The sequence below is a fragment of the Dyella sp. Tek66A03 genome (assembly GCF_052567735.1).
Genome location: NZ_CP199584.1, coordinates 1,481,886 through 1,506,569 on the forward strand (window position 1 = coordinate 1,481,886; position 24,684 = coordinate 1,506,569).

General features: G+C 63.5%; 25 protein-coding genes and 1 pseudogene. 13 read left to right on the top strand and 13 right to left on the bottom strand.

Features of this window, described 5'->3' with window-relative positions; translation table 11 throughout:
• The first annotated feature begins 45 nt into the window (after window positions 1–45).
• Entirely contained in the window at window positions 46–1,605 is a 1,560-nt protein-coding gene (locus tag ACT01B_RS06695) for a protein adenylyltransferase SelO (RefSeq protein ID WP_445146600.1), read from the top strand.
• On the opposite strand, the gene trxC is transcribed toward ACT01B_RS06695, so the two are convergent.
• Window positions 1,602–2,054: a thioredoxin TrxC gene (gene trxC / locus ACT01B_RS06700; protein WP_445146601.1), complete on the bottom strand. Its 453-nt coding sequence runs from the start codon at window positions 2,052–2,054 to the stop codon at window positions 1,602–1,604. The genes ACT01B_RS06695 and trxC overlap by 4 nt on opposite strands.
• A 107-nt stretch (window positions 2,055–2,161) precedes the next feature.
• Between trxC and ACT01B_RS06705 the strand changes: the two genes are divergently transcribed.
• On the top strand, window positions 2,162–2,602 hold the full coding sequence (locus ACT01B_RS06705; RefSeq protein ID WP_445146602.1) for a hypothetical protein: 441 nt from the start codon (window positions 2,162–2,164) through the stop codon (window positions 2,600–2,602).
• Between the two features lie 165 nt (window positions 2,603–2,767).
• On the opposite strand, the gene ACT01B_RS06710 is transcribed toward ACT01B_RS06705, so the two are convergent.
• A complete protein-coding gene (locus ACT01B_RS06710; protein WP_445147438.1) occupies window positions 2,768–4,597 on the bottom strand; it encodes a DEAD/DEAH box helicase in 1,830 nt (609 codons plus the stop codon).
• 261 nt (window positions 4,598–4,858) lie between these two features.
• Between ACT01B_RS06710 and ACT01B_RS06715 the strand changes: the two genes are divergently transcribed.
• Window positions 4,859–5,329, top strand: coding sequence for a VOC family protein (locus ACT01B_RS06715; RefSeq protein ID WP_445146603.1), 471 nt, complete (start codon window positions 4,859–4,861; stop codon window positions 5,327–5,329).
• On the opposite strand, the gene ACT01B_RS06720 is transcribed toward ACT01B_RS06715, so the two are convergent.
• Window positions 5,326–6,249 carry an oxygenase MpaB family protein gene (locus ACT01B_RS06720; protein ID WP_445146604.1) on the bottom strand — a complete coding sequence of 308 codons (924 nt, stop codon included), beginning with the start codon at window positions 6,247–6,249 and terminating at the stop codon, window positions 5,326–5,328. The two genes, ACT01B_RS06715 and ACT01B_RS06720, sit on opposite strands and share 4 nt — an antisense overlap.
• A gap of 236 nt (window positions 6,250–6,485) precedes the next feature.
• On the opposite strand from ACT01B_RS06720, the gene ACT01B_RS06725 reads away from it, so the two are divergent.
• Window positions 6,486–7,571, top strand: a complete 1,086-nt coding sequence (locus ACT01B_RS06725) for a 3-deoxy-7-phosphoheptulonate synthase (protein ID WP_445146605.1) — start codon at window positions 6,486–6,488, stop codon at window positions 7,569–7,571.
• A gap of 8 nt (window positions 7,572–7,579) precedes the next feature.
• Here the strand turns inward: ACT01B_RS06725 and ACT01B_RS06730 are convergent, their stop codons facing one another.
• Entirely contained in the window at window positions 7,580–8,410 is an 831-nt protein-coding gene (locus ACT01B_RS06730; protein ID WP_445146606.1) for a dioxygenase family protein, read from the bottom strand.
• A gap of 127 nt (window positions 8,411–8,537) precedes the next feature.
• Window positions 8,538–8,963: an OsmC family protein gene (locus ACT01B_RS06735; protein WP_445146607.1), complete on the bottom strand. Its 426-nt coding sequence runs from the start codon at window positions 8,961–8,963 to the stop codon at window positions 8,538–8,540.
• Window positions 8,964–9,116: 153 nt separating this feature from the next.
• Here ACT01B_RS06735 and ACT01B_RS06740 point away from each other — a divergent pair, with 153 nt between their 5' ends.
• Both ACT01B_RS06740 and ACT01B_RS06745 read left to right on the top strand, forming a co-directional pair.
• A complete protein-coding gene (locus ACT01B_RS06740; protein ID WP_445146608.1) occupies window positions 9,117–9,392 on the top strand; it encodes a GNAT family N-acetyltransferase in 276 nt (91 codons plus the stop codon).
• A gap of 175 nt (window positions 9,393–9,567) precedes the next feature.
• On the top strand, window positions 9,568–10,266 hold the full coding sequence (locus ACT01B_RS06745) for a DUF1345 domain-containing protein (RefSeq protein WP_445146609.1): 699 nt from the start codon (window positions 9,568–9,570) through the stop codon (window positions 10,264–10,266).
• A gap of 44 nt (window positions 10,267–10,310) precedes the next feature.
• On the opposite strand, the gene ACT01B_RS06750 is transcribed toward ACT01B_RS06745, so the two are convergent.
• Entirely contained in the window at window positions 10,311–10,793 is a 483-nt protein-coding gene (locus ACT01B_RS06750; protein ID WP_445146610.1) for a YajQ family cyclic di-GMP-binding protein, read from the bottom strand.
• A 110-nt stretch (window positions 10,794–10,903) separates the two neighbouring features.
• Here ACT01B_RS06750 and ACT01B_RS06755 point away from each other — a divergent pair, with 110 nt between their 5' ends.
• Window positions 10,904–12,082: an NAD(P)/FAD-dependent oxidoreductase gene (locus ACT01B_RS06755; protein WP_445146611.1), complete on the top strand. Its 1,179-nt coding sequence runs from the start codon at window positions 10,904–10,906 to the stop codon at window positions 12,080–12,082.
• Window positions 12,083–12,153: 71 nt separating this feature from the next.
• Complete coding sequence (locus tag ACT01B_RS06760; protein WP_445146612.1) at window positions 12,154–13,041, top strand: NAD(P)-dependent oxidoreductase; 888 nt, start codon at window positions 12,154–12,156, stop codon at window positions 13,039–13,041.
• A gap of 162 nt (window positions 13,042–13,203) precedes the next feature.
• Here ACT01B_RS06760 and ACT01B_RS06765 read toward each other — a convergent pair whose 3' ends face one another.
• Together ACT01B_RS06765 and ACT01B_RS06770 are read right to left on the bottom strand one after the other, a co-directional pair.
• Entirely contained in the window at window positions 13,204–13,671 is a 468-nt protein-coding gene (locus ACT01B_RS06765) for a YaiI/YqxD family protein (protein WP_445146613.1), read from the bottom strand.
• On the bottom strand, window positions 13,668–14,549 hold the full coding sequence (locus ACT01B_RS06770) for a PhzF family phenazine biosynthesis protein (RefSeq protein ID WP_445146614.1): 882 nt from the start codon (window positions 14,547–14,549) through the stop codon (window positions 13,668–13,670). The genes ACT01B_RS06765 and ACT01B_RS06770 overlap by 4 nt, the downstream gene beginning before the upstream one ends.
• Window positions 14,550–14,714: 165 nt before the next feature.
• Between ACT01B_RS06770 and ACT01B_RS06775 the strand changes: the two genes are divergently transcribed.
• The 3 genes and pseudogenes from ACT01B_RS06775 to ACT01B_RS06785 form a co-directional block, all read left to right on the top strand.
• A complete protein-coding gene (locus ACT01B_RS06775) occupies window positions 14,715–15,317 on the top strand; it encodes a rhomboid family intramembrane serine protease (RefSeq protein WP_445146615.1) in 603 nt (200 codons plus the stop codon).
• A gap of 117 nt (window positions 15,318–15,434) precedes the next feature.
• Complete coding sequence (locus tag ACT01B_RS06780; RefSeq protein ID WP_445146616.1) at window positions 15,435–15,836, top strand: hypothetical protein; 402 nt, start codon at window positions 15,435–15,437, stop codon at window positions 15,834–15,836.
• Between the two features lie 158 nt (window positions 15,837–15,994).
• Window positions 15,995–16,849: pseudogene (locus ACT01B_RS06785) on the top strand (aminopeptidase); the annotation flags it as partial.
• A 153-nt stretch (window positions 16,850–17,002) separates the two neighbouring features.
• On the opposite strand, the gene ACT01B_RS06790 reads toward ACT01B_RS06785, so the two are convergent.
• Window positions 17,003–17,824, bottom strand: coding sequence for a c-type cytochrome (locus ACT01B_RS06790; protein WP_445146617.1), 822 nt, complete (start codon window positions 17,822–17,824; stop codon window positions 17,003–17,005).
• A 513-nt stretch (window positions 17,825–18,337) separates the two neighbouring features.
• Between ACT01B_RS06790 and pncB the strand changes: the two genes are divergently transcribed.
• Window positions 18,338–19,537 carry a nicotinate phosphoribosyltransferase gene (pncB, locus tag ACT01B_RS06795; RefSeq protein ID WP_445146618.1) on the top strand — a complete coding sequence of 400 codons (1,200 nt, stop codon included), beginning with the start codon at window positions 18,338–18,340 and terminating at the stop codon, window positions 19,535–19,537.
• A 294-nt stretch (window positions 19,538–19,831) separates the two neighbouring features.
• Here the strand turns inward: pncB and ACT01B_RS06800 are convergent, their stop codons facing one another.
• From ACT01B_RS06800 to ACT01B_RS06810, 3 genes are all read right to left on the bottom strand, one after another.
• On the bottom strand, window positions 19,832–20,632 hold the full coding sequence (locus ACT01B_RS06800; RefSeq protein WP_445146619.1) for a MetQ/NlpA family ABC transporter substrate-binding protein: 801 nt from the start codon (window positions 20,630–20,632) through the stop codon (window positions 19,832–19,834).
• Between the two features lie 69 nt (window positions 20,633–20,701).
• Window positions 20,702–21,385, bottom strand: a complete 684-nt coding sequence (locus ACT01B_RS06805) for a methionine ABC transporter permease (protein WP_445146620.1) — start codon at window positions 21,383–21,385, stop codon at window positions 20,702–20,704.
• A complete protein-coding gene (locus ACT01B_RS06810) occupies window positions 21,382–22,413 on the bottom strand; it encodes a methionine ABC transporter ATP-binding protein (protein ID WP_445146621.1) in 1,032 nt (343 codons plus the stop codon). Before ACT01B_RS06810 ends, ACT01B_RS06805 begins: the two co-directional genes overlap by 4 nt.
• 161 nt (window positions 22,414–22,574) lie before the next feature.
• Between ACT01B_RS06810 and ACT01B_RS06815 the strand changes: the two genes are divergently transcribed.
• Window positions 22,575–23,060, top strand: a complete 486-nt coding sequence (locus tag ACT01B_RS06815; protein ID WP_445146622.1) for a glutathione peroxidase — start codon at window positions 22,575–22,577, stop codon at window positions 23,058–23,060.
• On the opposite strand, the gene dacB is transcribed toward ACT01B_RS06815, so the two are convergent.
• Window positions 23,045–24,595 carry a D-alanyl-D-alanine carboxypeptidase/D-alanyl-D-alanine endopeptidase gene (dacB, locus tag ACT01B_RS06820; protein ID WP_445147439.1) on the bottom strand — a complete coding sequence of 517 codons (1,551 nt, stop codon included), beginning with the start codon at window positions 24,593–24,595 and terminating at the stop codon, window positions 23,045–23,047. The genes ACT01B_RS06815 and dacB overlap by 16 nt on opposite strands.
• Window positions 24,596–24,684 lie beyond the last annotated feature (89 nt).

A 24,684-nucleotide genomic window follows, 5' to 3' on the forward strand; every position in this document is an offset into this window, starting at 1 on the left:
AAACATCGAAGCAGTCGATTCACCTCGCAGGGACCAGGTCAGCACATGCATCATTTGCGCTTCGATAACGCATTCACTCGTGAACTTCCAGGCGACCCGGAAACAGGTGTGCGTCAGCGACAGGTGCTGGGAGCGCTGTACTCGCGCGTCGAGCCAACGCCCGTCGCGTCACCGCGTGTCGTTGCCTATTCGCGTGAGATGGCGCAGACGTTGGGGCTGAGTGAGTCTGATCTCACCAGCGCCGATTTCGCGGCCGTGTTCGGTGGCAATGCATTGTTGGAAGGCATGCAGCCTTACGCTGCGAACTATGGCGGCCATCAGTTCGGCGTCTGGGCCGATCAGCTTGGCGACGGGCGCGCGATCGCGCTGGGCGAAGTGCTGGATGCGCACGGCATGCGTTGGGAACTGCAATTGAAAGGCGCCGGCCGCACGCCGTATTCACGTGGTGCCGACGGACGCGCCGTATTGAGATCCTCCATCCGCGAGTTCCTCTGCAGCGAGGCAATGCATCACCTCGGCGTGCCGACCACACGGGCTCTGAGCCTGGTCGTCACCGGCGACGCTGTCGTGCGCGACATGTTCTACGACGGCCATCCGCAGGAGGAACCTGGCGCCATCGTCTGCCGCGTGGCGCCATCGTTTATCCGCTTCGGCAACTTCGAGCTGCCTGCAGCACGCGGTGATATCGAACTGCTACGGAAACTTGTGGACTTCACCATTCGCCGTGATTTCCCCGAACTTCAAGGCAGCGGCGAAGCGCTGTATGCCGAATGGTTTGGCCAGGTATGCGAGCGCACGGCGGTAATGATGGCGCACTGGATGCGCGTGGGCTTCGTGCACGGTGTGATGAACACCGACAACATGTCCATACTCGGGCTCACCATCGATTACGGTCCCTACGGATGGATCGACAACTTCGATCCGGAATGGACGCCCAATACGACGGACGCGGGACGTCGCCGCTATCGTTTTGGCCAACAGCCGAATGTGGCGTGGTGGAACCTGAGTCGCCTCGCCATGGCGCTGGCGCCGCTGTTCGACGGCGTCGAGGCGTTGCAGGCCGGACTGGATCGTTACGCCGCGACGTACGCCGCCGCCGATCGCGAGTCGATCGCCGCAAAGCTGGGTCTGGCCGAATGCCGCGATGATGACGTGGAGCTGATGCGCGCGCTTCATGTCCTACTGAGCGAAAGCGAAGTGGATATGACGCTGTTCTTCCGCGCACTCAGTGATATCGATAGGCAAGCGCCATCGCTCCTCCCGCTACGGGATGCGTTTTACGATGAGGCAAAACGAATCGATGCGGAGCCCGCGTTTCTCGCATGGCTGACGCGTTACGTTGCCCGCCTCGGCGAAGATCCGCTGACGCTCGAACAGCGTCGTGCGCGCATGCAAGCCGCCAATCCACGCTACGTGCTGCGCAATTACCTCGCGCAGGAAGCCATTGATCGCGCCACGGAAGGCGATTACGACGGCATTCGCGAATTGCTGGATGTCATGCGTCGCCCTTATGACGATCAACCGGGACGGGAGCGCTATGCGCAGAAGCGCCCGGACTGGGCGCGTCAGAAGGCGGGCTGCTCGATGTTGTCGTGCAGCTCCTAGCGGAGTGCGCTATCCAGAAACTGACGCAACTGCGATGCGTTGAGTGCACCCGCCTGTCGCGCGATTTCGCGCCCATGGCGTAGCACCAGCAGGGTGGGAATGCTGCGTATACCGAAGCGCGTAGCCAAGGCAGGCTGCGCGTCGGTGTCCACCTTCGCCATCCGCAGCCGCGGCTCCAGACTGCGTGCCGCCTCGGCAAAGACCGGGGCGAAGCCGCGACACGGACCGCACCATGTCGCCCAGAAGTCCACGACGACAGGAAGGTCGCCACGACCGGCCACTGCATCAAAGTTGGCCGCGGTCAGCTCAAGCGGTTTGCCCTCGAACAATGGCTGCTTGCAACGGCCGCAGGTGGGGTGCTCGCCAAGCCGCTCGTCCGGAACGCGATTGAGTGCGCTGCAATGAGGGCATGGGACACTGAGTACATTGGACACGATGATCTCCAGCATCGAAACTCACTGGCACTTCAGATGGTGTTGGCACCGCGTCGAAACAAGGTGTGCATGGATGGCCCATGATGAACGTACCTGGCGAACGAAGCGGGAAACGCACGCCGATGAACGCTTCGGCCCTTCGGTGTGCGGCGGCGCTGGTGGGTGCGTGTTGGACCCTGCCCAACACGTTGCTGGGGTTGCTTGCCGGAGCGGCTTGTATCCCCTTTGGAGCGCGTATGCAGTGGCGCCGGCGCGAGCTGGCGGTGTCGTTCCGTCGCATGCCATGGCCTGGCCCCGGAGGCGCACTGACGCTCGGCAACGTAATCCTTTACACCAGTGATGAGTTGGACACTCCATGCCTGACCTACGCCCACCGCGCGGGTCAGTGCCATGAGCCACCCATTTCGCTGGCCGACCATGAGCGGGCACATGTGTATCAGTACATGGTGCTCGGGCCGCTGTTTCTCCCTGTTTATCTGTTGGGTGGCGGCGTCAGTGTGCGCAATCCGTTCGAGCGTGCCGCGGATCGCTATGCGCAGAGCGGGCGCGGGTGGTGGCCTTAGATCAGCTCAGCGTCGATGAGCTGATGGGGTAGGCGATCAACATGTTCTCGCTGGCGCGGCGCACGTGCGCTTCAAGCAAGTCATGCATGGACGACACGCCGGTCATGGTTTGACCGCGTATCTGCCGCCGCACCATGACCTGGGAAAGGGCAGGGTGGCCATGCCTTACGCCATCTCGGCGAGCTGCCCCTGCACCTCGTTGATGGAGTGGCGAATGCGCTGGCTGAAGATGGAATCTTCATGATGGATCAGTACCAGCCGCTCCGTGGCGCGGGTCATGGCGACATAGAGCAGGCGTGCCTCGTCGACCTCGTCCTTGCCGGATTTGGGGAGCGAGCCCAGGCCCGGGATGATCACCAGCGGAAATTCCAGGCCCTTGCTGGAGTGCATGGTCACCAGTTTCACCGTGTCGTCGACCACGAACAGCGAGCTCTTGCCATTGCCCTCCGCGAGTCGGCTGGGTATCCCTGCGCGCTGCAAGGCTTCGTGCAGTTTCTCGCCCTCCCAGCCATTGCGGAAAATCACCGCCATGTCGGACAGGCGACGCCCGCCTGCATGCTCGTCACGCAGGCGCTGGATGATCGCGGGAAGCTGGTCCTCCATGTGTTCCACACGGATCAGCTCGGGCAACGCACCGCGACGCCCGGCGCTTTCGGGGGAGATCAGTGGGACGCCGTCGTCTTCGTCCGCGCGCTCCAGCAACAGTTCGTTGGCAAAACCGCGCGCCACCGAGAGGATCTCCAAGGTGTTGCGATAGTTGAGCTTAAGGATCGTCGTACGGCCCTGCGCCTGCACGCCCAGGCTCTTCCAGCTGAGCTTCTTGCGACTGGCCTGGCCGTAGATGTTCTGCGCATCGTCGTACAGCACCAGCAGCGAATTGGTGTTGGGGTCGATCATCTGCACGATCAGCTTGTACCAGTCCGGCTCGAAGTCGTGGCCTTCGTCGATCAGCACGGCGCCGTACTGGAAGCGCGGAATCTGTCCGCTGTCGACGCCCGCGATCACGGCAGGCGGCAGCTCCTCGGCGTAGTGCGGCCCGTCTGCCGGCAGCGGCACGTGGTAGGCCGTGAGCATGCTGCGGCACCACTTGTGGAAGTTGTAGACCTGCACCTTGTCGCTGAGGCCGCGCTCGCCCATCAGCTGGTCCAGCCGCGCAGCCAGGGTCTTGTTGTAGCAAAGCACCAGGATCGGCTTGGACAGGGCACGCGCCAGCTGCATCGCGCGGAAGCCTAGGATCATGGTCTTGCCCGAGCCGGCCACGCCGTGAATGATCCGGTGCTCGTCGCCCAGCGAGCGCGCCAGCAGTTCCTGTTGCGCATCCATCACCTTGACCAGGTCGGGAATCTCCAGCGTCTTCGCGCTGCTGCGCTCGCCAGGGGAAAACAGGCCGAACTGGCCCTCGCCCAGCTCCACGCGGATTTCCGGAAACAGATGCCAGCGCACGCGGTCGATCTGCGGCAAGGTCAGCGCGGTGGGAAACACCTGCGGGAACATCGCCCACAAGCGCTCCTGGAAGGCCTCGGGTTCCACCGATTCGTACATCTCGTCCTGGCAGATCACCAGATGGGCGGGTATCACCGTCTCGAGCTGGCCCGCTTCGAACTGCTTGCGACTGATATTGGCCAGCACCACGCCATAACCCCAGGGCATCAGCAGCTTGCCTTCGTAGGTATGGCCGGGCGGGTGGCGTAGCGCGGGATCGCGCTGTAGCACCTTGTAGATCTCGCTGGCGTAGTCGCGCGCCTGCATCAGCGGGTTGTGTTCCTTCACGCTGCTATTGCCGGTCAGCAGGGTGAACAGCGTGCGGTCGGCTTGCTGGATGGTGCCGGGTTTCCAATCCTTCACCTCCAACACCAACAGGCCACGGCGCGGATGGAACACGATGAAGTCGGGGCGGCGCTGCCTCGGGCCAACGGGGACGTCGTACCAGAGCAGGTAATCGTCTTCGAGCTTCTGCTCCAGCCGCTCCGAAAGACGTTTCTCGCCGCTGGTCATGTGCGACAGACAGCTGTTGCGGGTTGGAATAAGCGTCGCCAATGAGAGCCTTCCTGATGCCTTTGCGTGGCCTGCGCCAGGAGATCTTCCCCTCCACCTGACGTTCCGATCCGGGCGACGTTAGCCGATCGGCGTGGGGTGTCAATCCAGGCGCCGGCCGCAGGTACGGCGCGTGGGCCATGCCGCTCGGATTTTCGCCAAGACGCCGGCAGCCTGGGGGCGTAATTTATGCGGCGTCGAGTCCACTTCAGGAGCCTAGCGATGAAAAGCCAGACCAAGCCGTCCATTCACGAAGTCTTTCCTTATCTGCGCGTGCGCAACGCCCCCGCGGCGCTTGAGTACTACCAGCAGGTGTTCGCAGCTCGCCTGCGCTTGCGGCTTGACGAGCCGGGTACGGGGCGCATCGGCCACGCGGAGCTGGAGTTCGGGGCCCGCGTGGTGATGGTATCGGATGAATATCCAGAACAAGGCATCCTCGGCCCAGAAAGTGTCGGCGGCGCCAGCACGGCCATCCATCTTCACGTGGACGATGCCGACGCACTGCTGGCACGTGCGGTTGAGGCTGGCGGCACCTTGCTACGTCCCGCCACCGACATGTTCTATGGCGAGCGTAGCGGCACCATGCGTGATCCATTCGGACATGAATGGATGATCGGCCACAGCATCGAGGACGTCGGCCCGGAAGAAATGCAGCGCCGCTACGACGCGCTCATGGCAGGTAGTGAGGGCTAGTCCCAGCGTTGCAGCGCCCCAGCGGGCAAGTGAGCGCGTGTGCAGGCGTGGCTGGCGATGCCGTCGTGCAAGGCGAGGCGAAAAATGGGGGCCACCGACCAAAGCGCTCGCGCAGCGAGCCGCGCCTGCCCGCGCTGCAACGGCGATCGCTCCAGCAACGTCTCCGCCCAGGTCGGCAACAAGGCCGCGCCCGCCTGCAGGAAAACGTCGCGCGACAAGCCGGCGATAGGCACCGGCAGACGCACGCGTGACAACACGTCGAGCACTTCGCGCGAGCGCCCGTTGAATTGCAGTTCGGATCTAACCTGCCTGAAGTAGTGGTTAACCTGCGCCTCCGACGCCGGCACATCACGCGCGCCTAGCGCTTCGGCGACACGGCGCACTTCGTCGTAGTAGCGATCGGCGGCTCCGGCCGGCAACGTGATGTGGCTGTAGCGCCGATAGCCCTGCATGAAGCTGTAGGCCTCGGTTACGTGCACCCAGGTCAGCAGGTGGGGGTCATCGGCTGAGTATGGACGTCCGTCCTCAGCGACGCCGCGCACCTGCGCATGAATGGTTTTTACGCGCTCGATCAGGGCCATGGCTTGATCTCGCGGCGCGTACGTGGTGCCGCTGACGAAGGAGGTGGTGCGGCGCAGGCGTCCGATCAGATCCTCGCGGAAATTCGAGTGGTCCCAGACGCCGGCCAGCGCCAGTGGGTGCAGGGTCTGCAACATCAGCGCGGCGAGGCCACCGGCAAGCATGCCGGGAAAATCCGCGTGGACGCGCCAGGTGGCGCTGTCCGGGCCGAACAGGCCGGGGTCGCCTAGCGGATGGTCGTAATCGACGTGACCGCCACCGCCGCGGGGAAAAGCGCTCAGCACCCAGCGACGGATCGGTTCTCGGGCAGGCAGGGCCAGCAATGTCCAGGGCGAGGGCATGGTGCAAGTCTAGTTACAAATGCACCTTTTGCACGTCGCAAAAGGCTGTGTTATCTCTACCGCTCATGACCTCCACCTCCGCCCGCCAGTATTTTTGGTATTACGGCTATCCGATGCCGCTGGCGGCGGGTTGGTCACGATTGTCGTAACGACAAGACACCATTCCCGAACATGCCGCCAGCCCACCCCTGGCGGCTTTTTTTTGGGCCGCGAGTGGGACTCCCCAGGAGAGCACCGTGAACCAGCCCACCGACGATTTGCGCATCCGCGCCATCACCACGCTCAGTACGCCTGCCGAGGTTATGCACGATTGCCCGCTGACGGGCCGCGCCGCCAGCACCGTCGCCGCTTCCCGCCAGGCCCTGCATGACATTCTCGCCGGGAATGACGACCGCCTCGCCGTGGTGATCGGGCCATGTTCGATTCACGACACGGCCGCGGCGATCGAATATGCAAGGCGCCTCGCCGCACAGCGCGAGCGCTTCGCTGGCGAACTGGAAATCGTGATGCGCGTGTATTTCGAGAAGCCGCGCACCACGGTGGGCTGGAAGGGACTGATCAACGATCCGGACCTGGATGGCAGCTTCCACATTGACAAGGGCCTGCGGCTGGCGCGTGGCCTCCTGCGCGACATCAACGAACTTGGCGTGCCGGCGGGTTGCGAGTTCCTGGACATGATCACGCCCCAGTACATCGCCGACCTGGTGGCGTGGGGCGCGATTGGCGCGCGCACCACGGAAAGCCAGGTGCACCGCGAGCTGGCCTCGGGGCTTTCCTGCCCCGTGGGCTTCAAGAACGGCACCGATGGCAACGTGAAGATCGCCGTGGATGCGGTGCAGGCGGCGTCGCAGCCGCATCATTTCATGGCGGTCACCAAGGATGGCCAGACCGCCGTTGCCGCCACCACGGGCAATGAAGATTGCCACGTCATCCTGCGCGGCGGCAGCTCGCCCAATTACGACGCCGGCAGTGTCGATGCGGCGTGTGGCGCCATGACTCGTGCGGGCCTGGGCGGACGGGTGATGATCGATGCCAGCCATGCCAACAGCGGCAAGCGGCCGGAAAACCAGCCGGCGGTGGTGGCGGATATCGCGGAGCAGCTCGCGACGGGCGAGCAGCGCATCGTCGGCGTGATGGTGGAAAGCCACCTGCTCGGTGGGCGCCAGGAACTCGTGCCCGGTCAGCCGCTGCGCTACGGGCAGAGCATCACCGATGGTTGCATCGATTGGGAAACGTCGCTCAGCGTGCTTGAGCATCTGGCGCAAGGCGTGCGTGCGCGTCGCGCCACCGCCGCACCGCGAAAGGCCGCCGTACGCGCCTGACGCGCGGCTCAGCCCCAGCCTTCGTGCGATGTGTTTTCCGGATCAATGGTAAGCGTCAGTCGCGCGACTTGCGGCTCGCCGGTAGCGGCGGGCGTCAAGGTGGCGATCGACTGTTCGCCATGCTGCGTGGTGTAGACGCTGTCTTCCCGCAGCGTGGTTCGTGTGGTGCCGCGTCGCTGGTACGGCGCGTTTTCCATCGCGGCGATGCTGGCGTGCTCTTCGAAGAACAGCTGGCCGGTGTGCACCACGTGGCCACTGCGGTAACGCCCATCCGTCAGTTGACCGCCGACATGCAATTTCATATGGATGTGGTTGCAGCGCCCCATGTAATAGCCAGGGTAGATCGTCTGGAACGTCACCTCGCCGCGCGCATCGGCAACCTGCACGCCGCGTAGGAAGGTGAGTTCGTCGGTCGCCACGCTCTTGGGCGGATGACTGCCCATACCCATAGGACCACCGACGCCTGGTGGTGGCCCCGGCGGACGACCTGACGGCGGCGGGCCCATGCCTGGGCCTCCCGGTGCACCCTGACCGGCAAACCCGGAGTACTCACCTTGCGCATCGCAATGCCACACTTCCAGCGCCGTACCACTGAGCGGGCGACAGGTGCGGCTATCGACGATCTCAAAGCGCAGCGTCAGCGGCAAGCCGGGCTTGCCCTCGGTGATGTCCTGCCGAAATTGCGCGCGATCGAGGTAGTAGGGGCCCTCCGTCTGCTCCGCACTCAGTCGGCACGCCGGGCGGCCATCGGGCAGCGCGCGCACCATGCGCGACCAGGGCAGCACGGCGATACCGCCAAGGCAGAATTGCACGAACCGGCGTCGATTCAGGACAGTCATCAGCAAAGCGCTCGCGTGAAATACATGCCATGCGGGGCACATGGCAGCATCAAACAACGCGGCATCAGTCGGAAGGGATGACAAGGCGATACGTATCCCAGCCGCCTGCGGTTGTCCCGACTGGGACTTAGCTTTCCAGTTGTGCGTCGAGCGTGATCTTTGCCTTCAATACCTTGGATACGGGGCAGCCTTCCTTGGTGGCCTTGGCGATCTTGTCGAACGTGGCGGCGTCGATACCAGGCGCCTTGGTGCGATTCGTCAGGTCGACTGTGCTGATGGCAAACCCATCGCCATCCTTGTCCAGCGTAACCACCGCCTTGGTGTCGATGCGTGTCGCCGTGAAGCCCGCCTGTTCGAGGCCCGCAGCGAGCGCCATGGTGTAGCAACCCGCATGTGCCGCACCCAACAATTCCTCGGGGTTGGTGCCGGGGCCGTCTTCGAAACGCGAACGAAAGCCGTAAGGTGCGTCGCGCAGCACGCCGGTATCGGTCGACACCGTGCCTTTGCCATCCTTCAGGCCACCCGACCAGGCGGCGGAAGCGGTTCTTTTCATGATGATGTCCTCGATGTGGGTCGCAGATGTCGCGGGAAGTTTGCCGAAAGCGCCATGCATGAAACGCGAAAGCCGAAGCTCGACGCCTTCACGCTGGGTTCGCCACGGGATGCTTTATTCTTGCGCGCCCTTGTTCCATCGACGAAGCGTTTCATGTCCGCCGAGATCAATCACAACCCGCGAGAGCACCGCTTCGAGGTCAAGGTCGACGGGATTCCCTGCGTGCTCGATTACACGCTACTGGACGGCGTCATGACGATTACCCACACCATCGTGCCGTCGGCGGTCGGTGGTCGCGGAATCGCCTCGAATCTCGTGCGTAGCGCTTTGGACAAGGCGCGTGCAGAACACTGGAAGGTCAATCCGGCGTGTTCCTATTCGGAGATATGGATGGGGCGCCACCCTGAGTACGCGGATCTTCATGTCTGAAGTACGTGGTCGCCCAGCTCCCCCGTGTTCTGAGACTGGCCAGCACGGAACACCGTTGGAGCGTGCAGCTGCCGCGAAGCTGCCCAAACGGATCTAAGATGCGCCATGCCCGATGGCCGGGTCATGGAGGGATTGTCTTGGTGATGAGCCGTTCGACCGCAGCAGGGGCAGGCGCATGAGTGTCCCGACCGACAAGCAGAAAGTGAATCAAGTCTCGGGTCGGCAGTGGCGACTCTTGCGTGACCTTCGGGTGCGTCCACGCCTAGTTATCGCCGGCGTCATTTTTCTGACGATCGGACTGGTGTTGTGGCGCGGGTTCCACCTGCCGCCCTTCACCTCGCTGCTGCTCGGCTTCGATGTCGGTGCGCTGGTTTATCTGATCGCGCTGGCCGTGCTGTTCAACCAGTGCGAGACAACCGCCGAGATGCGACATCAGGCGAAGGCCCAGGACACGGGACGCTGGGGTGTGTTGTGGAGCGGTGTGGCGCTCACCTGCATCGTGGCGCTGGCGCTGACCACAGAATTGCATGCGGCCAGAGGCGGTGGCGTTGATGCATTGTTCATCGCCGCAGCCAGCATCGTGTTGTCATGGCTGTTCATGAATTCCATGTTCGCCATGCACTACGCTCATGGTTTCTATGGTGACTATGGCAAGAAGCACGAAGGGCTGGAGTTCCCAGGCACTCAACAGCCGGACTACTGGGATTTCGCCTATTTCGCCATCGTGATCGGCATGACGTTCCAGGTTTCCGACGTGCAGATCACCAGCCGCTACCTGCGTCGCGTGGCACTGCTACACAGCGTGATCGCGTTCTTCTTCAACGTGTTCATCATCGCGATGAGCGTGAATATCGCTGCCGGCCTGGCTGCCTAGTCCGTTCTCGCCCCGGCAGCGCCGGGGCGAAAAAGCTCAAGCCATTAGTCACGGAAGTTATCGAACTGCAACGGCAGCTCGACGTCGGCTTTGCGCAGAACGGCCATCGCCGACTGCAAGTCGTCGCGCTTCTTGCCGGTGATACGCAGCTTGTCGCCATTGATCTGCGCTTCGACCTTGAGCTTCGCTTCCTTCAGGCTCGCCACCAGCTTCTTGGCCACGGCCTGTTCGATACCCTGCTTGACCGTGATCTTCTGGCGGGCGCCGCCCAGGTTGGTGTCCGGGTCGGCGACGTCCAGCGCGCGGATATCGATCTTTCGCGAGGTCAGGCGACCGCGCAGGATGTCCAGCATCTGCTCCAGCTGGAATTCGCTGGGCGCGCTCTGGGTGATCACGAACTGGTCCAGCTCGAACTTCGCGTCCGTGCCCTTGAAGTCGAAACGGCTGGCCAGTTCGCGGTTGGCCTGGTCCAGGGCGTTGGTCAGCTCGTGCTTGTCGACTTCGGAAATCACGTCAAAGGAAGGCATGATGGCGGCTCGGTGAACAGTGAAGATCACGCAGTGTAAGCCATGTGGCCCTACCTGACGGATAATGCACGGCTGGTGCGAAAGGAGCGGGCGATGAGGGCGGTAACGGCGTGAAAGTGGATGTACTGATCATTGGCGCCGGTGCGGCCGGGCTGATGTGCGCGATAGCGGCCGGCCAGCGTGGGCGGCATGTGCTGGTGGTGGATCATGCCAACAAGGTGGGCAAGAAGATCCTGATGTCCGGCGGCGGGCGCTGCAATTTCACGAATCTCGGCGTCACCCCGGCCAGCTATCTTTCGGCCAATGCGCATTTCGCCAAGTCGGCGCTGGCGCGCTATACGCCCGCGGATTTCATCGCGCTGGTCGAGAAGCATCGCATCGCGTATCACGAGAAGGAACTGGGGCAGTTGTTTTGCGACGACTCGTCCAAGCAAATCGTGCGCATGTTGCTGGACGAATGCCAACAGGCCGGTGCTCGCATCGAAACGAGCTGCGGCGTCGAGCGGGTGCGACGGACCGGGGAAGGCTTCAGCGTGATCACGGCGCGCGGTGAGGTGCATGCGCAGTCCCTGGTCGTCGCCTCCGGTGGCTTGTCGATACCCAGCATGGGCGCCAGCGGATTTGGCTACGAACTCGCACGCCAGTTTGGCCACGTCGTGTTGCCGGTAAGGGCAGGTCTGGTGCCGCTGACCCTGAGCGGCAAGCATCAGGAGCGCTATCAGGATCTCGCCGGTGTGGCCTTGCCCGTGGTTGACGCACGCGTGGGCAAGCGGTCGTTCCGCGCCGGCATGCTGTTTACCCATCGCGGCATCAGCGGGCCGGCGATCCTGCAGATTTCGTCGTACTGGCAACCCGGCGACGACTTGCGTATCGACCTGCTGCCTGAGCAGGATGCCGGCGCGTGGCTGGCATCCCAACGTGCCGCGCGCCCCGCCGCTGAGCTGAAGAATGTGCTGGCCGATCTGTTGCCCCGACGTCTGGCGCAGCGGCTGTGCGAGCTGTGGTTCGAGAGTCGCCCCATGCGCCAGTACCGCGAGGCGGAGCTGGCGAACATCGGCGCCCAGCTGCACGACTGGCCGATGGTTGCCAGCGGCACGGAGGGCTATCGCACGGCGGAGGTCACCCTGGGTGGCGTCGATACCGACGGTCTTTCTTCGTCCACCATGCAATCGAAACTCGTGCCCGGATTGTTCTTTATTGGCGAAGTGGTGGATGTCACGGGCTGGCTGGGTGGCTACAACTTCCAGTGGGCGTGGGCCTCCGGGCAGGCGGCCGGTGAAGTCGCTTGAGCACCCGTTTCGCACGACTTGAACACCGCAAATGCTTCACTCCTTCGATGTGCTGAATGCAGGAGCTCCTCATGAAAGTCGGCTTTATCGGTCTTGGTGCCATGGGCAGTGCCATGGCCAGCAACCTCCTCAAGGCGGGTCACGAGGTGACGGTATGGAACCGCTCGCCGGGAGCCACCGAGCCGCTGGCGTCACTGGGTGCCAAGGTGGTCAAGAGTGCGGATCGCGCGGCGCAGGGCGAGGTGTTGTTCAGCATGTTGGCCAACGATCAGGCGGTGCGCGACGTGATGCTTGCCGGTGGCCTGCTCGATGGCATGGATCAGGGCACGGTGCACGTCAATCACGCCACCATTTCCGTCGCGCTGGCGAAGGAGCTGGCTGATGAGCACGCCGCGCGCGGAATCGATTATGTCGCTGCGCCCGTATTCGGTCGTCCCGATGTGGCCGCGGCAGGCAAGCTGAATATCCTGGCTGCCGGCAAGCCGACGGTGATTGAACGCGTGCGCCCCTTGCTGGAAGCGATGGGTAGCCGCATCTGGCCACTCGGCGACGCGCCCGAGCGCGCGAACGTGGCGAAGATCGCGGGGAATTTCATGCTCGGCGCAGCGATCGAGAGCATGGCCGAGGCGTCGGCGCTGACGCGCGCACACGGCGTCAGCGGGGCCGATTTCCTGGAAGTGATGACCAGCACGCTGTTCGCCGCGCCGGCCTATCAGGGCTATGCCAAGCTGATTGCCGCACAAAGCTATAAGCCGGCCGGGTTTGCGCTGCCACTGGGCTACAAGGACATCGGCCTGGCCTTGACTGCCGCCGACGCCATGCGCGTGCCGCTACCGTTGGCGGGATTGCTGCGCGACAGCCTGCTCGAAGCCCTTGCCGCCGGCGACGAGGACGTCGACTGGTCGATCATGGCGGAAGTAGCCGCACGGCGCGCGAACCTGGACGAGCGCAAGCTGTAGGAGCGCACCCTGTGCGCGATCACGGGGTTACGACTACGTAGGCTTTTCACTCGGGCCATCCCTGGCCCTCGCCCTGCGGGCAGCTTGCGCTGTGCAAACCGGCACTCCTGCCGGTTTGTCACTCGGGCCATCCCTGGCCCTTGCCCGGATATCGAACCGGCGCTAGCGCGCCTGACGTCGCCGGGTAAGCCAGCGATCCAGCTGATTGGCGAATGCCTGCTTGTCGCGTGGATGAAAGGCCGCCGGACCGCCGGTATCGACGCCTGCGCCGCGCAGTTCTTCCATGAAGTTGCGCATGCCCAGGCGCTGCGCGATGGTCTCGACGGTATACAGTTCGCCGCGCGGATGGATGGCCAGGCCACCCTTGTCGATCACCAGGGCTGCGAGCGGGATGTCCTGAGTCACTACCAGGTCATCCGCGCTGACGTTTTGCACGATTTCGTTATCGGCGACGTCCAGTCCGGCGGGCACCTGGATGGATCGAATGAAGCGCGAGGACGGCGTGCGCAGCCATTGGTTGGCGACCAGGGTGACGGGAATCTGCTCGCGCTCCGCGGCGCGAAACAGGATCTCCTTGATCGCCACCGGGCAGGCGTCTGCATCCACCCAGATTTGCGCGTTGGGGTTCAATCCTGGCCGTTCCAGTGCAGGGTGCCGTCGATGATGGTGTTGGTATGCCCACCAATCCACACCGTCTTGCCATCGATCCGCACCAGCAGGCGGGCGTCGTGGCCGATCTCGCGGCCCTGGCTGACCGTGTAACCGCGAGCCAGCGGGCCCGCGGGCTCGGCATGGGCGATATAGGCGGCGATCAGGCCGTTCGCTGCGCCGGAGGCGGGATCTTCCACCAGGCCAACACCAGCGGGAAAGGCGCGCACGACCAACTGGTAGTCCGGCTGCGAGCTGCGCGCGAACACGCACAAGCCCAGGCTGTCGGTGGCCTGCGCCAGCGCGCCGATGGCCGCGTGGTCGGGCTGCCAGCGCCGCAGACTGTCCTCGTCCGCGCATTCGGCCAACCACCAGTGGCGGCCGCCGGCCACATAGGCGGGCGGTAACTTGCCCAGGGCGATGCCGGCCAGTGCGCCCTGCAGCAGCGGGTGGGCATCGCGGCCGATCTTGTCGACGGTTGCGTGGGGCGATTTCAGCAGCAACTGGCGTGAATCGCCGCTCCCCTCGACCCGGATCGGCAGCACGCCGGCGCCGCATTCCTGCCACAGCACGCCGTCGACCGGGGTGGCCAGACCGCACAGCAGCACGGCGTGTGCGCTGCCGATGCTGGGGTGACCGGCAAACGGTATTTCCTTGTGCGGCGTGAAAATACGCACGCGGTAGCTGGCATCCGGCTGCGTGGGTGGCAGCAGGAAGGTGGTTTCCACCAGGTTGGTCCAGCGGGCGAAGGCTTGCATGCGGGCATCGCTCCAGCCGCTGGCGTCGGTAACGACGCCCAGATGGTTGCCGCCGCCGGGAGCGGCGGCAAAGACGTCCAGATGCAGGTAACGGATCGACATGGATGTGGTCTGCAGGCGTCGGGGGGAACGCGTGAAAGTCGCGAATCATAGTCCGGATTGCCCCAGCGCGCGCAGAATTTCGCCCCGGGCGGAGTCGACAAGCGCTCAGCGCGCCGCCAAGATGGTGGTCTTTGTCACCGCCCACCGGCCTTTCTGGAACACCGCATGATCACCCTGATCATCATTGGCATCACCTGCGTCGTCTCGTTCATGGCGTTCAACAACGCGCGCCTCATGAACGACCTGATCCTGTGGCCGCCCGCCATCACCCGCAATCGCGAGTACCACCGGCTGGTGACCTATGGGCTGATTCATGCCGACGGCAGCCATCTGTTGTTCAACATGATCACGCTGTTCTTCTTTGGCCGCGTGATGGAAGGCCTGTACACGGCGAGCCTGGGCACCCTGGGCTTCGCGCTGTTCTATATCGTGGCGCTGGTGGTTTCGATCCTGCCCACTTACCTGAAGAACCGCCGCAACCCCAACTACCGCAGCCTGGGCGCCTCGGGCGCGGTTTCGGCGGTGCTGTTTTCCTACATCCTGATCGCGCCATGGTCACGCATCGTGGTGCTGGTGCTGCCCATGCCGGCCATCATCTACGCGGTGCTGTACGTGGCGTATTCGGTCTACATGGACCGGCGTGGCGGCGGCAATGTCAATCACAGTGCCCATTTGTGGGGAGCGGCGATCGGTGTGATCTTCACCCTGCTGATTCGCCCCGACGTGTTGCCGCACTTCCTCGGACAGCTCGCGCAGCCGCGATTCTGAGGCGCTGGCGGGCATGCTTTGGCGCGGGTAAATATTCTTCGTTCAGGTCGTCTGCATTCAGTGGGCACTTAGCCATTGGGGTCTAGCGTAGAGCTACCCACTCCTGAGGCTTCGGTCATGAAACGCATGCTTGCCGGCATCGCCCTGGTGGCCGCCACCTTGGCGATTTCCGGCTGTTACTACGACCCGGGTTACAACTACGTTCGTCCTGGCGGCGCGTATGGCGGCGATGCCTACTACGGTTCCGCTGTGGTCTATAGCGGCGGCTACCCGGGTTATTACTACCCGGGTTACTACGGCTATTACGGTTGTTGCTACGGACCGGCGGTGTCTGTGGGCATTGGTGGCTGGTACGGCGGGGGCTACTACGGCCACGGCGGGTACTACGGCCGCGGCGGGTACTACGGTCACGGCGGGTACTACGGCCATGGCGGGTCCTACGGCCATGGCGGGTACGGTCACTACGGCGGCCACGGCGGGAGTGGCGGGCACGCTGGCCACGGCGGCAACGGCCACTGAACTCAGTGCACAATGGCGGCATGAGGTTGTTCACCTTGGTGCCGCTTGCCAGACCAATACTTGGGCCCATCGTCGTTCTGGCGGTGGGCTTTGTGCTTTCCGCCTGCAGCACGATGGGCTACTACGCCCATGTGGCGGGCGGGCAGGGCGCCTTGGTGATGCACCGGGAACCGGTCGCCAAGGTGCTGGATGACCCCGCCACCGATTCGGCCGTGAAGCGGCGGCTGGAGTTGTCGCAGCAAGCGCGGCGATTCGCCTCCGAGCATCTCGGATTGCCTGATAACCGCAGCTATACCAGCTACGTCAAGCTCGATCGGCCCTATGTGGTGTGGAACGTCTTCGCCACGCCGCGCTATTCCATTGCACCGGTTCAGCATTGCTTTTTGATTGCCGGTTGCGTGGCGTACCGGGGCTATTTCGAGCGTGACAAAGCCAAGGTCGAAGCGGCGCGGCTGGAGGCGCAGGGGAACGATGTCTACGTCAGTGGCGTCAGTGCGTATTCCACCCTGGGCTGGTTTGCCGACTCGATCCTCAGCAGCATGATGCGTTGGGACGACGACGAACTGGCCGGAACGATTTTCCACGAGCTTGCGCACCAACTGCTCTATGTGAAGGATGACAGCGCGTTCAACGAATCCTTCGCCACGTTCGTGCAGGAGGAGGGTTTGCGCGAATGGCGACGTTCACGCGGACTACCGCCCCAGGACGACCATGCCAAGGCGATGGACGACGGCTTCACGCGGCTCGTACTCGATCTGCGCGAGCGCCTGAAGACGCTTTATGCGAGCGGCATCGACGAACCCGCCCTTGCGGTCGGCAAGGCGGATGAGATCGAGGTCTTTCGCATCCGCTACGCGCAATGGCGTGAACGCGAGTGGCCGAACGAGCATAGCTACGACTCGTGGGTGGCGGCGCCGATCAACAACGCGCGATTACTGCCTTTCGGGCTCTATGACCGTTGGACGCCAGCGTTCGCCGTGATGTTCGCCCAGGCCGAGCAGCAGTGGCCGGCGTTCTATGCCAGCGTGCGCGAGCTTTCGCGGCTTGCGCCGGCTCAACGCGAAAAAGTGCTGCAGCAGTGGCTCGATGCGGCGGCACCGGATAAACCTACGGTCAAGGATGATGCCGGACGCATCGTGGGCGCGCGCTTCGATGGCGCGCCGAGTTCACGGTTTATGGTCTACTTTGCGGCCGGACATGTGATGCAAGTAGGCAAGCAGCGCATCCATATCGCTATCGGACAAGGCCTGCCGGTCAAAACCGGGCATGCGGGCCTGCGGCCATTGGCGCAGCGATTGCGGATCGCGGATATAGGCGCGTAGCAGATCCCCGCGCAGGTATTCGGTCGGGTTGTGCGGAATGTTGAGGTCTGGGCCCAGCCGCGCATCCCCCTGGCCATTGAGCGTATGGCAGGCGAAACAGGTGCGCTGGAAGACCGCAAAGCCGCGTTGCACGGTGTCATCCGGCTTCAGCGCAGCATCGGGGCGAATGGCCGGGAAGCGCTCCGCCACCGGCGCGAGCCGGCGGATGGTCGCCAACTGGTAGGGCCACTGCTCGGGGCCAATCTTCATCGACGACGGATCGGTCCACACCACGTAAAACGGCCCCGCATCGCCCTTGCCTTCGGCAAGTGCCGGCCACGGATGCGTCGGTTCTTCAATGGCCAGCCACGCTTCGGCGCCACGCGCGTTGCGAATCAGTGCGGCGGGGATCTCGGCGGCAAAACCATCGGTGGCTACGAAGAGCAGGGCATCCTGCGCCGAGACGCCTTCCAGCAAGGCCTTGAGCGGAACGGCGCGATAGCGCATGGGGCGCTTGAACGCCACGTCATCCGGAATGTTGATCGCGCGCGCATCATCGCGGGCGAGCAATTGCGCGGAGTCGTAAGTCCGTACGCCGTGGCCGAGATCGATCTTCAGCTCGGCCGCATGCAAGGGCAGGGATAGGCACAAGGCTAGCAGGCACAGCCGGCGCAACAGCGAGGTCATGGAATTTCCTGTCATAGGTGCCGCGAATGGTAGAACCTGCCGAAACGCATCACCGCGGGGCCTGGATAGGTCACCGTGGCGGCCGCATTTCGACATGGCTTTGAGCCGCGTTGGCATGAAAGAAGTGATTGTGTTCAATGATTTAATCTTTTCTTCGGGCGTGCACTACCGCCGCTTTGGGCGAGCTCCCAGCGTCGCCTTCGGCCGCAGCTTGCCAGAAGCTGAACGAAACCAGGGAGGCTCTTGAACTAGATCAGGAGCGACCACACTAATGAATCGTATCGCCGTGACGGCGACAAGAAGTGGTGCAGCAAGATCGTGCCACTGGGGGGTCGGTCCTTTTCCCCTCTTTGTTTTTGAGACCGGCCTGACAGAACCTCGGTAGTCCCTCCCCTGACTACCGAGGTTTTAATTTTTCTGGCAGCCACAACGCGCTCGCTTCCCAGGTACCTGGGCGGAGATAATCAAGCTTACCGCCGCGCCGCGCGCGCCGCCTTGCCGCTTGAGCGACTCATGATTGTCACCTCTCTGCTCGACACCGACCTGTACAAGTTCTCCATGATGCAGGTGGTACTGCACCACTACCCGGCGGCGCAGGTCGAGTACAAGTTCAAGTGCCGCAATCCCGGCGTGAACCTGGTGCCGTATATCGATGAGATTCGCGCCGAGCTCGACGCGCTGTGTTCGCTTCGCTTTACCACCGACGAGTTGGACTACCTGCGCAGCTGGCGCTTTATCAAGAGCGATTTCGTCGATTTCCTCGGACTGTTCCAGCTCAACTCGAAGTATGTCGAGATCCATCCCGTGACAGCTCGTCCCGGCGAGATTGAGATTCGCCTGCGTGGCCCGTGGCTGCACACGATCCTGTTTGAAGTGCCGCTGCTGGCCATCATCAACGAAGTGTATTTCCGCAACACCCAGCCAGGGCTCGATCTCGCCGAAGGCAGGCGCCGATTGCGCGAGAAGATTTCGCTGCTGCGCGACACCGAGGGCTATCAGGCCTGCCGAATCGCCGACTACGGTACGCGCCGTCGCTTCTCCCGTCTGTGGCACGAAGAAGTGGTCACGACGCTACGTGATGGACTTGGGCAGCAACTGGCGGGTACCAGTAACGTCTTTCTGGCCCGAAAGCTTGGCTTGACGCCATTGGGCACGCTGGCCCACGAATACCTGCAGGCGCATCAGGCGCTGGGACCGCGCTTGCGCGATTCGCAGATTGCGGCACTGGAGACCTGGGCCAAGGAATATCGCGGCGACCTGGGCATCGCGCTGTCGGACGTTTACGGTCTGAGCGCCTTCCTGCGCGATTTCGACATGTACTTCTGCAAACTTTTCGATGGCACGCGGCACGACTCCGGCGAGCCATTCGCCTGGGGCGAGCGCGTGCTGGCGCACTACCGTGCCAACCGCGTCGATCCCCGCAGCAAGGTGCTGGTGTTCAGCGACGGCCTGGATATCCCGAAGGTGATGGGCCTCTTTCACCACTTCAACGGACGCTGCCAGCTGGCGTTTGGCGTGGGCACGAATCTCACCAACGACGTGGGACCGGAGGCGTTGCAGATCGTCATCAAGATGATCCGCTGCAATGGCCAGCCGGTGGCGAAATTGAGTGATTCGCCCGGAAAGAACATGTGCGAGGACAGTGCCTACGTGGCCTATCTGCGGCAGGTGTTTGAGATTCCGGCGGAGCCGGAGATCGCCGTGGCCGGGTAGGGCGTGGCGCCCTCTCACCGCCGCACATGGACCTGATGGTCCAAATGTAGGAGCGCACCCTGTGCGCGACCATCCGGCAGGACTGCCGGTTTGCACAGCGCCAGCTGCCCGCAGGGCGAGAGCCAAGGATAGCCCGAGTGACAAATCGGCAGGACTGCCGGTTTGCACAGCGCCAGCTGCCCGGAGGGCGAGGGCCAAGGATGGCCCGAGTGAAAAGCCTACGGAGCGGTGACGCCGTGATCGCGCACAGGGTGCGCTTCTACAAGAAGCCGCGTGCCAGCGAAACTCCTGCACTCAAAATGCGGGCAACACCGCCCCCTGATACTTCTGCTCGATGAACGCCTTGACCTCTGGACTATTCAGCGCCTTCGCCAACTTCTGGATACGCGGATCGTCCTTGTTGTCCTGGCGGGTGACCAGGCCGTTTACATAGGGCGAATCCTTGTCCTCGATCAGCAGGGCATCCTTGATCGGATGCAGTCCGGCAGCCAGCGCATAGTTGGTATTGATCAGCGCGAGGTCGACCTCATCCAGCGTGCGCGGCAACATGGCGGCCTCCAATTCGCGGAACTTCAGCTGCTTGGGATTGGCGATGATGTCTTTCGGAGAGGACAGGACGTTACTGGGATCTTTCAGCGTGATCAGGCCGTGCTTGGCGATCAGTAACAGGGCGCGGCCGCCATTGCTGGGGTCGTTGGGCAAGCTGACCGTGGCGCCATCAGGCAGCTGATCGATGGACTTGAACTTGCGCGAATAAGCGCCCAACGGCTCGATGTGCACGCCCGTAACCATGACTAGGTCGGTACCCCGCTGGTGATTGAAGGCGTCGAGATAAGGTTTGCTTTGGAAGTAGTTGGCATCAACCGACTTTTCCAGCACCTGGACGTTGGGCTGCACGTAGTCGGCGAACACCTTGATCTCAAGCTCCACGCCTTCCTTTGCGAGGATGGGCTTGACCTGCTTGAGGATCTCGGCGTGCGGCACTGCCGTGGCGGCTACCACCAGTTTTTGCGTGCTGGCGTCACCACCGGGTTGGGACGACGAGCAGCCTGCCAGCAGGAGCAGGGCGGCAGCGACGACGATCAGCTTCTTCATGGTGAAATGCCTTGGTGCGGTGCACAAGAATAGCCGTCCATACCGCCGGATGCAAAGCCCGGCCGGCGCTCAGTTCCTGGTGTAATGCGCCACGATGCGGTCGCCCAGCATCTGCAGCAGCTGTACCAGCACGATGAGAAGGACCACGGTGACAAACATGTAGTCCGATTTGTAGCTCAAATAACCGTAGCGATAGGCCAGATCGCCGAGGCCGCCCGCGCCGATCGCGCCGCCCATGGCGGTATAGCCCACCAGGGCGATGGCGGTGACGGTGGTGCCGGCGAGCAGGCCGGCGCGCGCTTCCGGCAGCAGCACGTGACGCACGATCTGCCAGGTGCTGGCGCCCATTGCCTGGCTCGCCTCGATCACGCCCCGCTGCACTTCGCGCAGCGCCGTTTCCACCAGTCGCGCGAAGAACGGCGCGGCGCCGATCACCAGCGGCGGAATCGCACCGCGAATGCCGAGCTTGGTGCCCACCAGCACATAGGTAAGCGGCATCAGCACGATCATCAGGATGATGAACGGAATCGATCGCAGGATATTCACCACCAGCGAAAGCACCGCGTACAACGTGGGCATGGCGCGCAGCTGGCCCTTGCCGGTGAGATACAGCAGCACGCCCAGCGGCAGGCCGATGGCGACGGTGAGCAGCAGCGAACCGCCCAGCATCAGTAAAGTATCGATGCAGGCCTGGCCGAGCTCGCTCCAGTCGTCGATGTTGGGAAACAGCTTTTGCAGCAGCGGCAGGCTCACGATTTTTGCTCCGGCGACAACGGCTTGAGTTCCTCGATCTCGATGCCTGCCTGACGCAGGATGGCGAGCGCGTCGTCGACACGCGCACCCTGCATGGCCAGCGTGAGCTGGCCATAGGGCAGATCCTTGATGCGGTCGATGCGACCGGCGAGGATGTTGAAGTCCACGCCGGTTTCGCGCGCAACGCGACCCAAGGCGGGCGTCCAGGTGGTCTCGCCGCGGAACGACAGCCGCATCACGCGCCCCGTCACATGGGCGAACGGTGCTTGTTCGCCCGCCGCTTCTTCGGGCAGTGCTTCGTTGACGAAGCGTCGTGTCGTGGGGTGCTGTGGATGCAGGAAAACATCGACCACCGAGCCAGTCTCCACGATGGTGCCGGCGTCGAGCACGGCAACGCGATCGCAGACGCGGCGGACCACATCCATCTCGTGGGTGATCAGCACGATGGTGAGCTTGAGTTCGCGGTTGATTTCCGCAAGCAGGTCAAGCACCGACGCGGTGGTCTGCGGATCGAGCGCACTGGTCGCTTCATCGCACAGCAGGATCGACGGGCGGTTGGCCAGCGCTCGCGCAATACCGACGCGCTGCTTCTGTCCGCCGGAGAGTTGCGAAGGGCGCTTGTCGGCGTGCGCATTCAGGCCGACGCGGGCCAGCAGTTCATCCACCCGCTTGCGAATGGTCGCCGTATCGCTCTCGCCCGCAAGGCGCAACGGGAACGCCACGTTCTCCGCCACCGTCTGTGAGGCGAGCAGGTTGAAGTGCTGGAAGATCATGCCGATGCCTTGGCGCTTCTGGCGCAATTCGGCTTCGGCCAAGGTCGTCATCTCCGTGTCGCCGATGAGGATGCGACCACCGCTCGGGCGCTCCAGCAGGTTGATCAGACGTATAAGTGTCGATTTACCCGCGCCGGACTGGCCAATGATGCCAAACACCTCGCCGTCGGCAATCTCGAGGTTGAGGGGCTGCAAGGCAGGGACGTCCCTGCCGTCGACGCGGTAGGACTTGTGGACGGCCTGAAATCTGATCACGGGGTACCTTGGAATAAGTGCCGGCGCTGCCGGCCGGTGACAAGCATAAGACATGTGCCGGGTGGGTTCCCTCCCCGCGGTGATCACGGAACGTTATATCGATATCGCCGTGTTGACGACCGCGGGACTAGACTTGGGCTTCTTCCACCAGGATTGCCGACATGACCTCCGTCTACGACTTTTCCGCCCGCGACATCGATGGCAACGAGCGTTCGCTCGCCGAGTGGCGCGGCAAGACCATGTTGGTCGTCAACGTGGCCTCCAAGTGCGGGTTCACCCCGCAATACACGGGGCTGGAAGCGCTCTGGCAGGCCGACCGCGACAAGGGCCTGGTGGTGCTGGGCTTTCCCTGCGACCAGTTCGGCCATCAGGAGCCGGGCAACGAGGCGGAAATCCGCAACTTCTGCTCCACTAGCTACGACGTGAGCTTCCCCCTGTTTTCCAAGATCGAGGTGAACGGCGACGGCGCGCATCCGCTCTACAAGTGGTTGAAGAGCGAGGGCAAGGGCATCCTGGGCAGCGAATCGATCAAGTGGAACTTCACCAAGTTCCTGATCGATCGCGACGGGCAGGTGGTAAGGCGCTACGCGCCCACCGACACGCCGGAGAAGATTGGCAAAGACCTGCAGTCTCAGTTGGCCGGGTGAACCGCCACGCTGGGTGAAGCCACCGACTCTCCGCGGCTGCGCAGGCCGGCCAGCATCACGGCGATGGCATCGATATCGCGACTGGCGCTGGGCGCGCCGGAAGGCGGATCGTAATTGTTGAGCATGATGGCGAACGCCAGCCTTTCACCATCGGCCGCGGTCACGTAACCGGCCAGGCAATGCACGAAGCTCATGCTGCCGGTCTTGGCATGCACGTTATTCTCAGCGGGTGTATTGCGCATGCGCCATTGCAAGGTGCCGTCCACGCCCGCGATGGGTAGCGATTCCTTCAGGGTTGCCGCATACGGCTGACCTGCCAGAAAGGCCAGCAGGCGGGCCATGGCGTTTGGCGTGGCGAGGTTGCGCCGCGACAAGCCCGTGCCTTCCTCGATGAGGCTGGCCGACGGCGTGATGCCCACGCGCTCAAGCAACTCGCGCATGGCGCGAATGCCCCAACGCTCGGTGGTGATAAAACCAGTACTGCCCTCGGTCTGTTCGGCATAGGCCTGGGCGCGGACACCGGCAAGCAGCAGCAGGTTCTGCAGGTACAGGTTCTGCGAGCGCTTCAGGCCGCGCTGCAAAATCTCCCCGACGGATGGCGACAGGACTTCGGCCAGCGTGCGCGCCTGGGCCGTGCGGGCGGTATCCCGGCGCGGCCACTGCAGGGACGTCAGTTTTCCGTCGAGTTGAATGCCATGGCGAGCCATGGCTTGCAGCAGCAGATCACCTGCGTAATGGGCGGGATCGGGCACCGCAAGCTTGTAGCTCTGCGCGGGCGAACGCGCGGCGATGTTGCCGAAGGCGTAAAGCGTGCCATCGCCCGGGGCGCGGTAAAGATTGATGTCGTTGCGCGTGCGCGCCTCGCTGGTAGTGATCTCACTGATCACATGGGGCATGGCGTCGGCGGGATCGAAGCTGACGACGGCATGGCCGCCGGCGAATGCGGCTGGTGTCACGGTGACGTCGACCTGGTTTTCCCGCACGCTCAAGGCGGTTGCCGGTACGGCAAACCAGCTCTGCAGGTCGACAGCCTCCCAGCCGGACCCCATGACGGGACCAGCGAAGTAGGTGGCGTCCGCAATCAGGTCGCCATGGACATGGCGCAGCCCCTGCGCGGCCAGTTGGCTTGCCAGTTGATCGGGCCAATCGCTGGTCGACGTGTCCGAGCCGAGGGTGGGGTCGCCCATGCCGTAGAGGATCAGCGGGCCGTCCAGGCGACCGCTGCGGATCTCGCCGCTGGCCATTACGCGGGTCGGGATGCGGTAGGCCGGATCCAGCTCGCTCAGCGCGATCGCTGCGGTAAAGAGCTTCGCGGTCGAGGCCGGCTGGAACAGTTGGTCGGCGTGGTGCGTGTAGAGGGTGCGGCCGCTGTCGAGCGAAACCACCGAAATGCCCCAGTCGGCGCCCGCGAAGCGCGGCTGGCCGATGAGCTCATTGATCTGGGTCGCCAGCGACGGCGCCGGAGCCGGGGCGGATGGCGTGGAAGCCGCTTGTGGCGTGGCCGCCTGCGCCCCGATCGAGAGGTACAAGCCCATCAATCCGGCGCATAGAGCGGCGCCAGCACGGCGGCGAAATGGGCGTCGCGGCATGAGCATGGGGCCAGTATCGCCAATCGTCCGGGTCG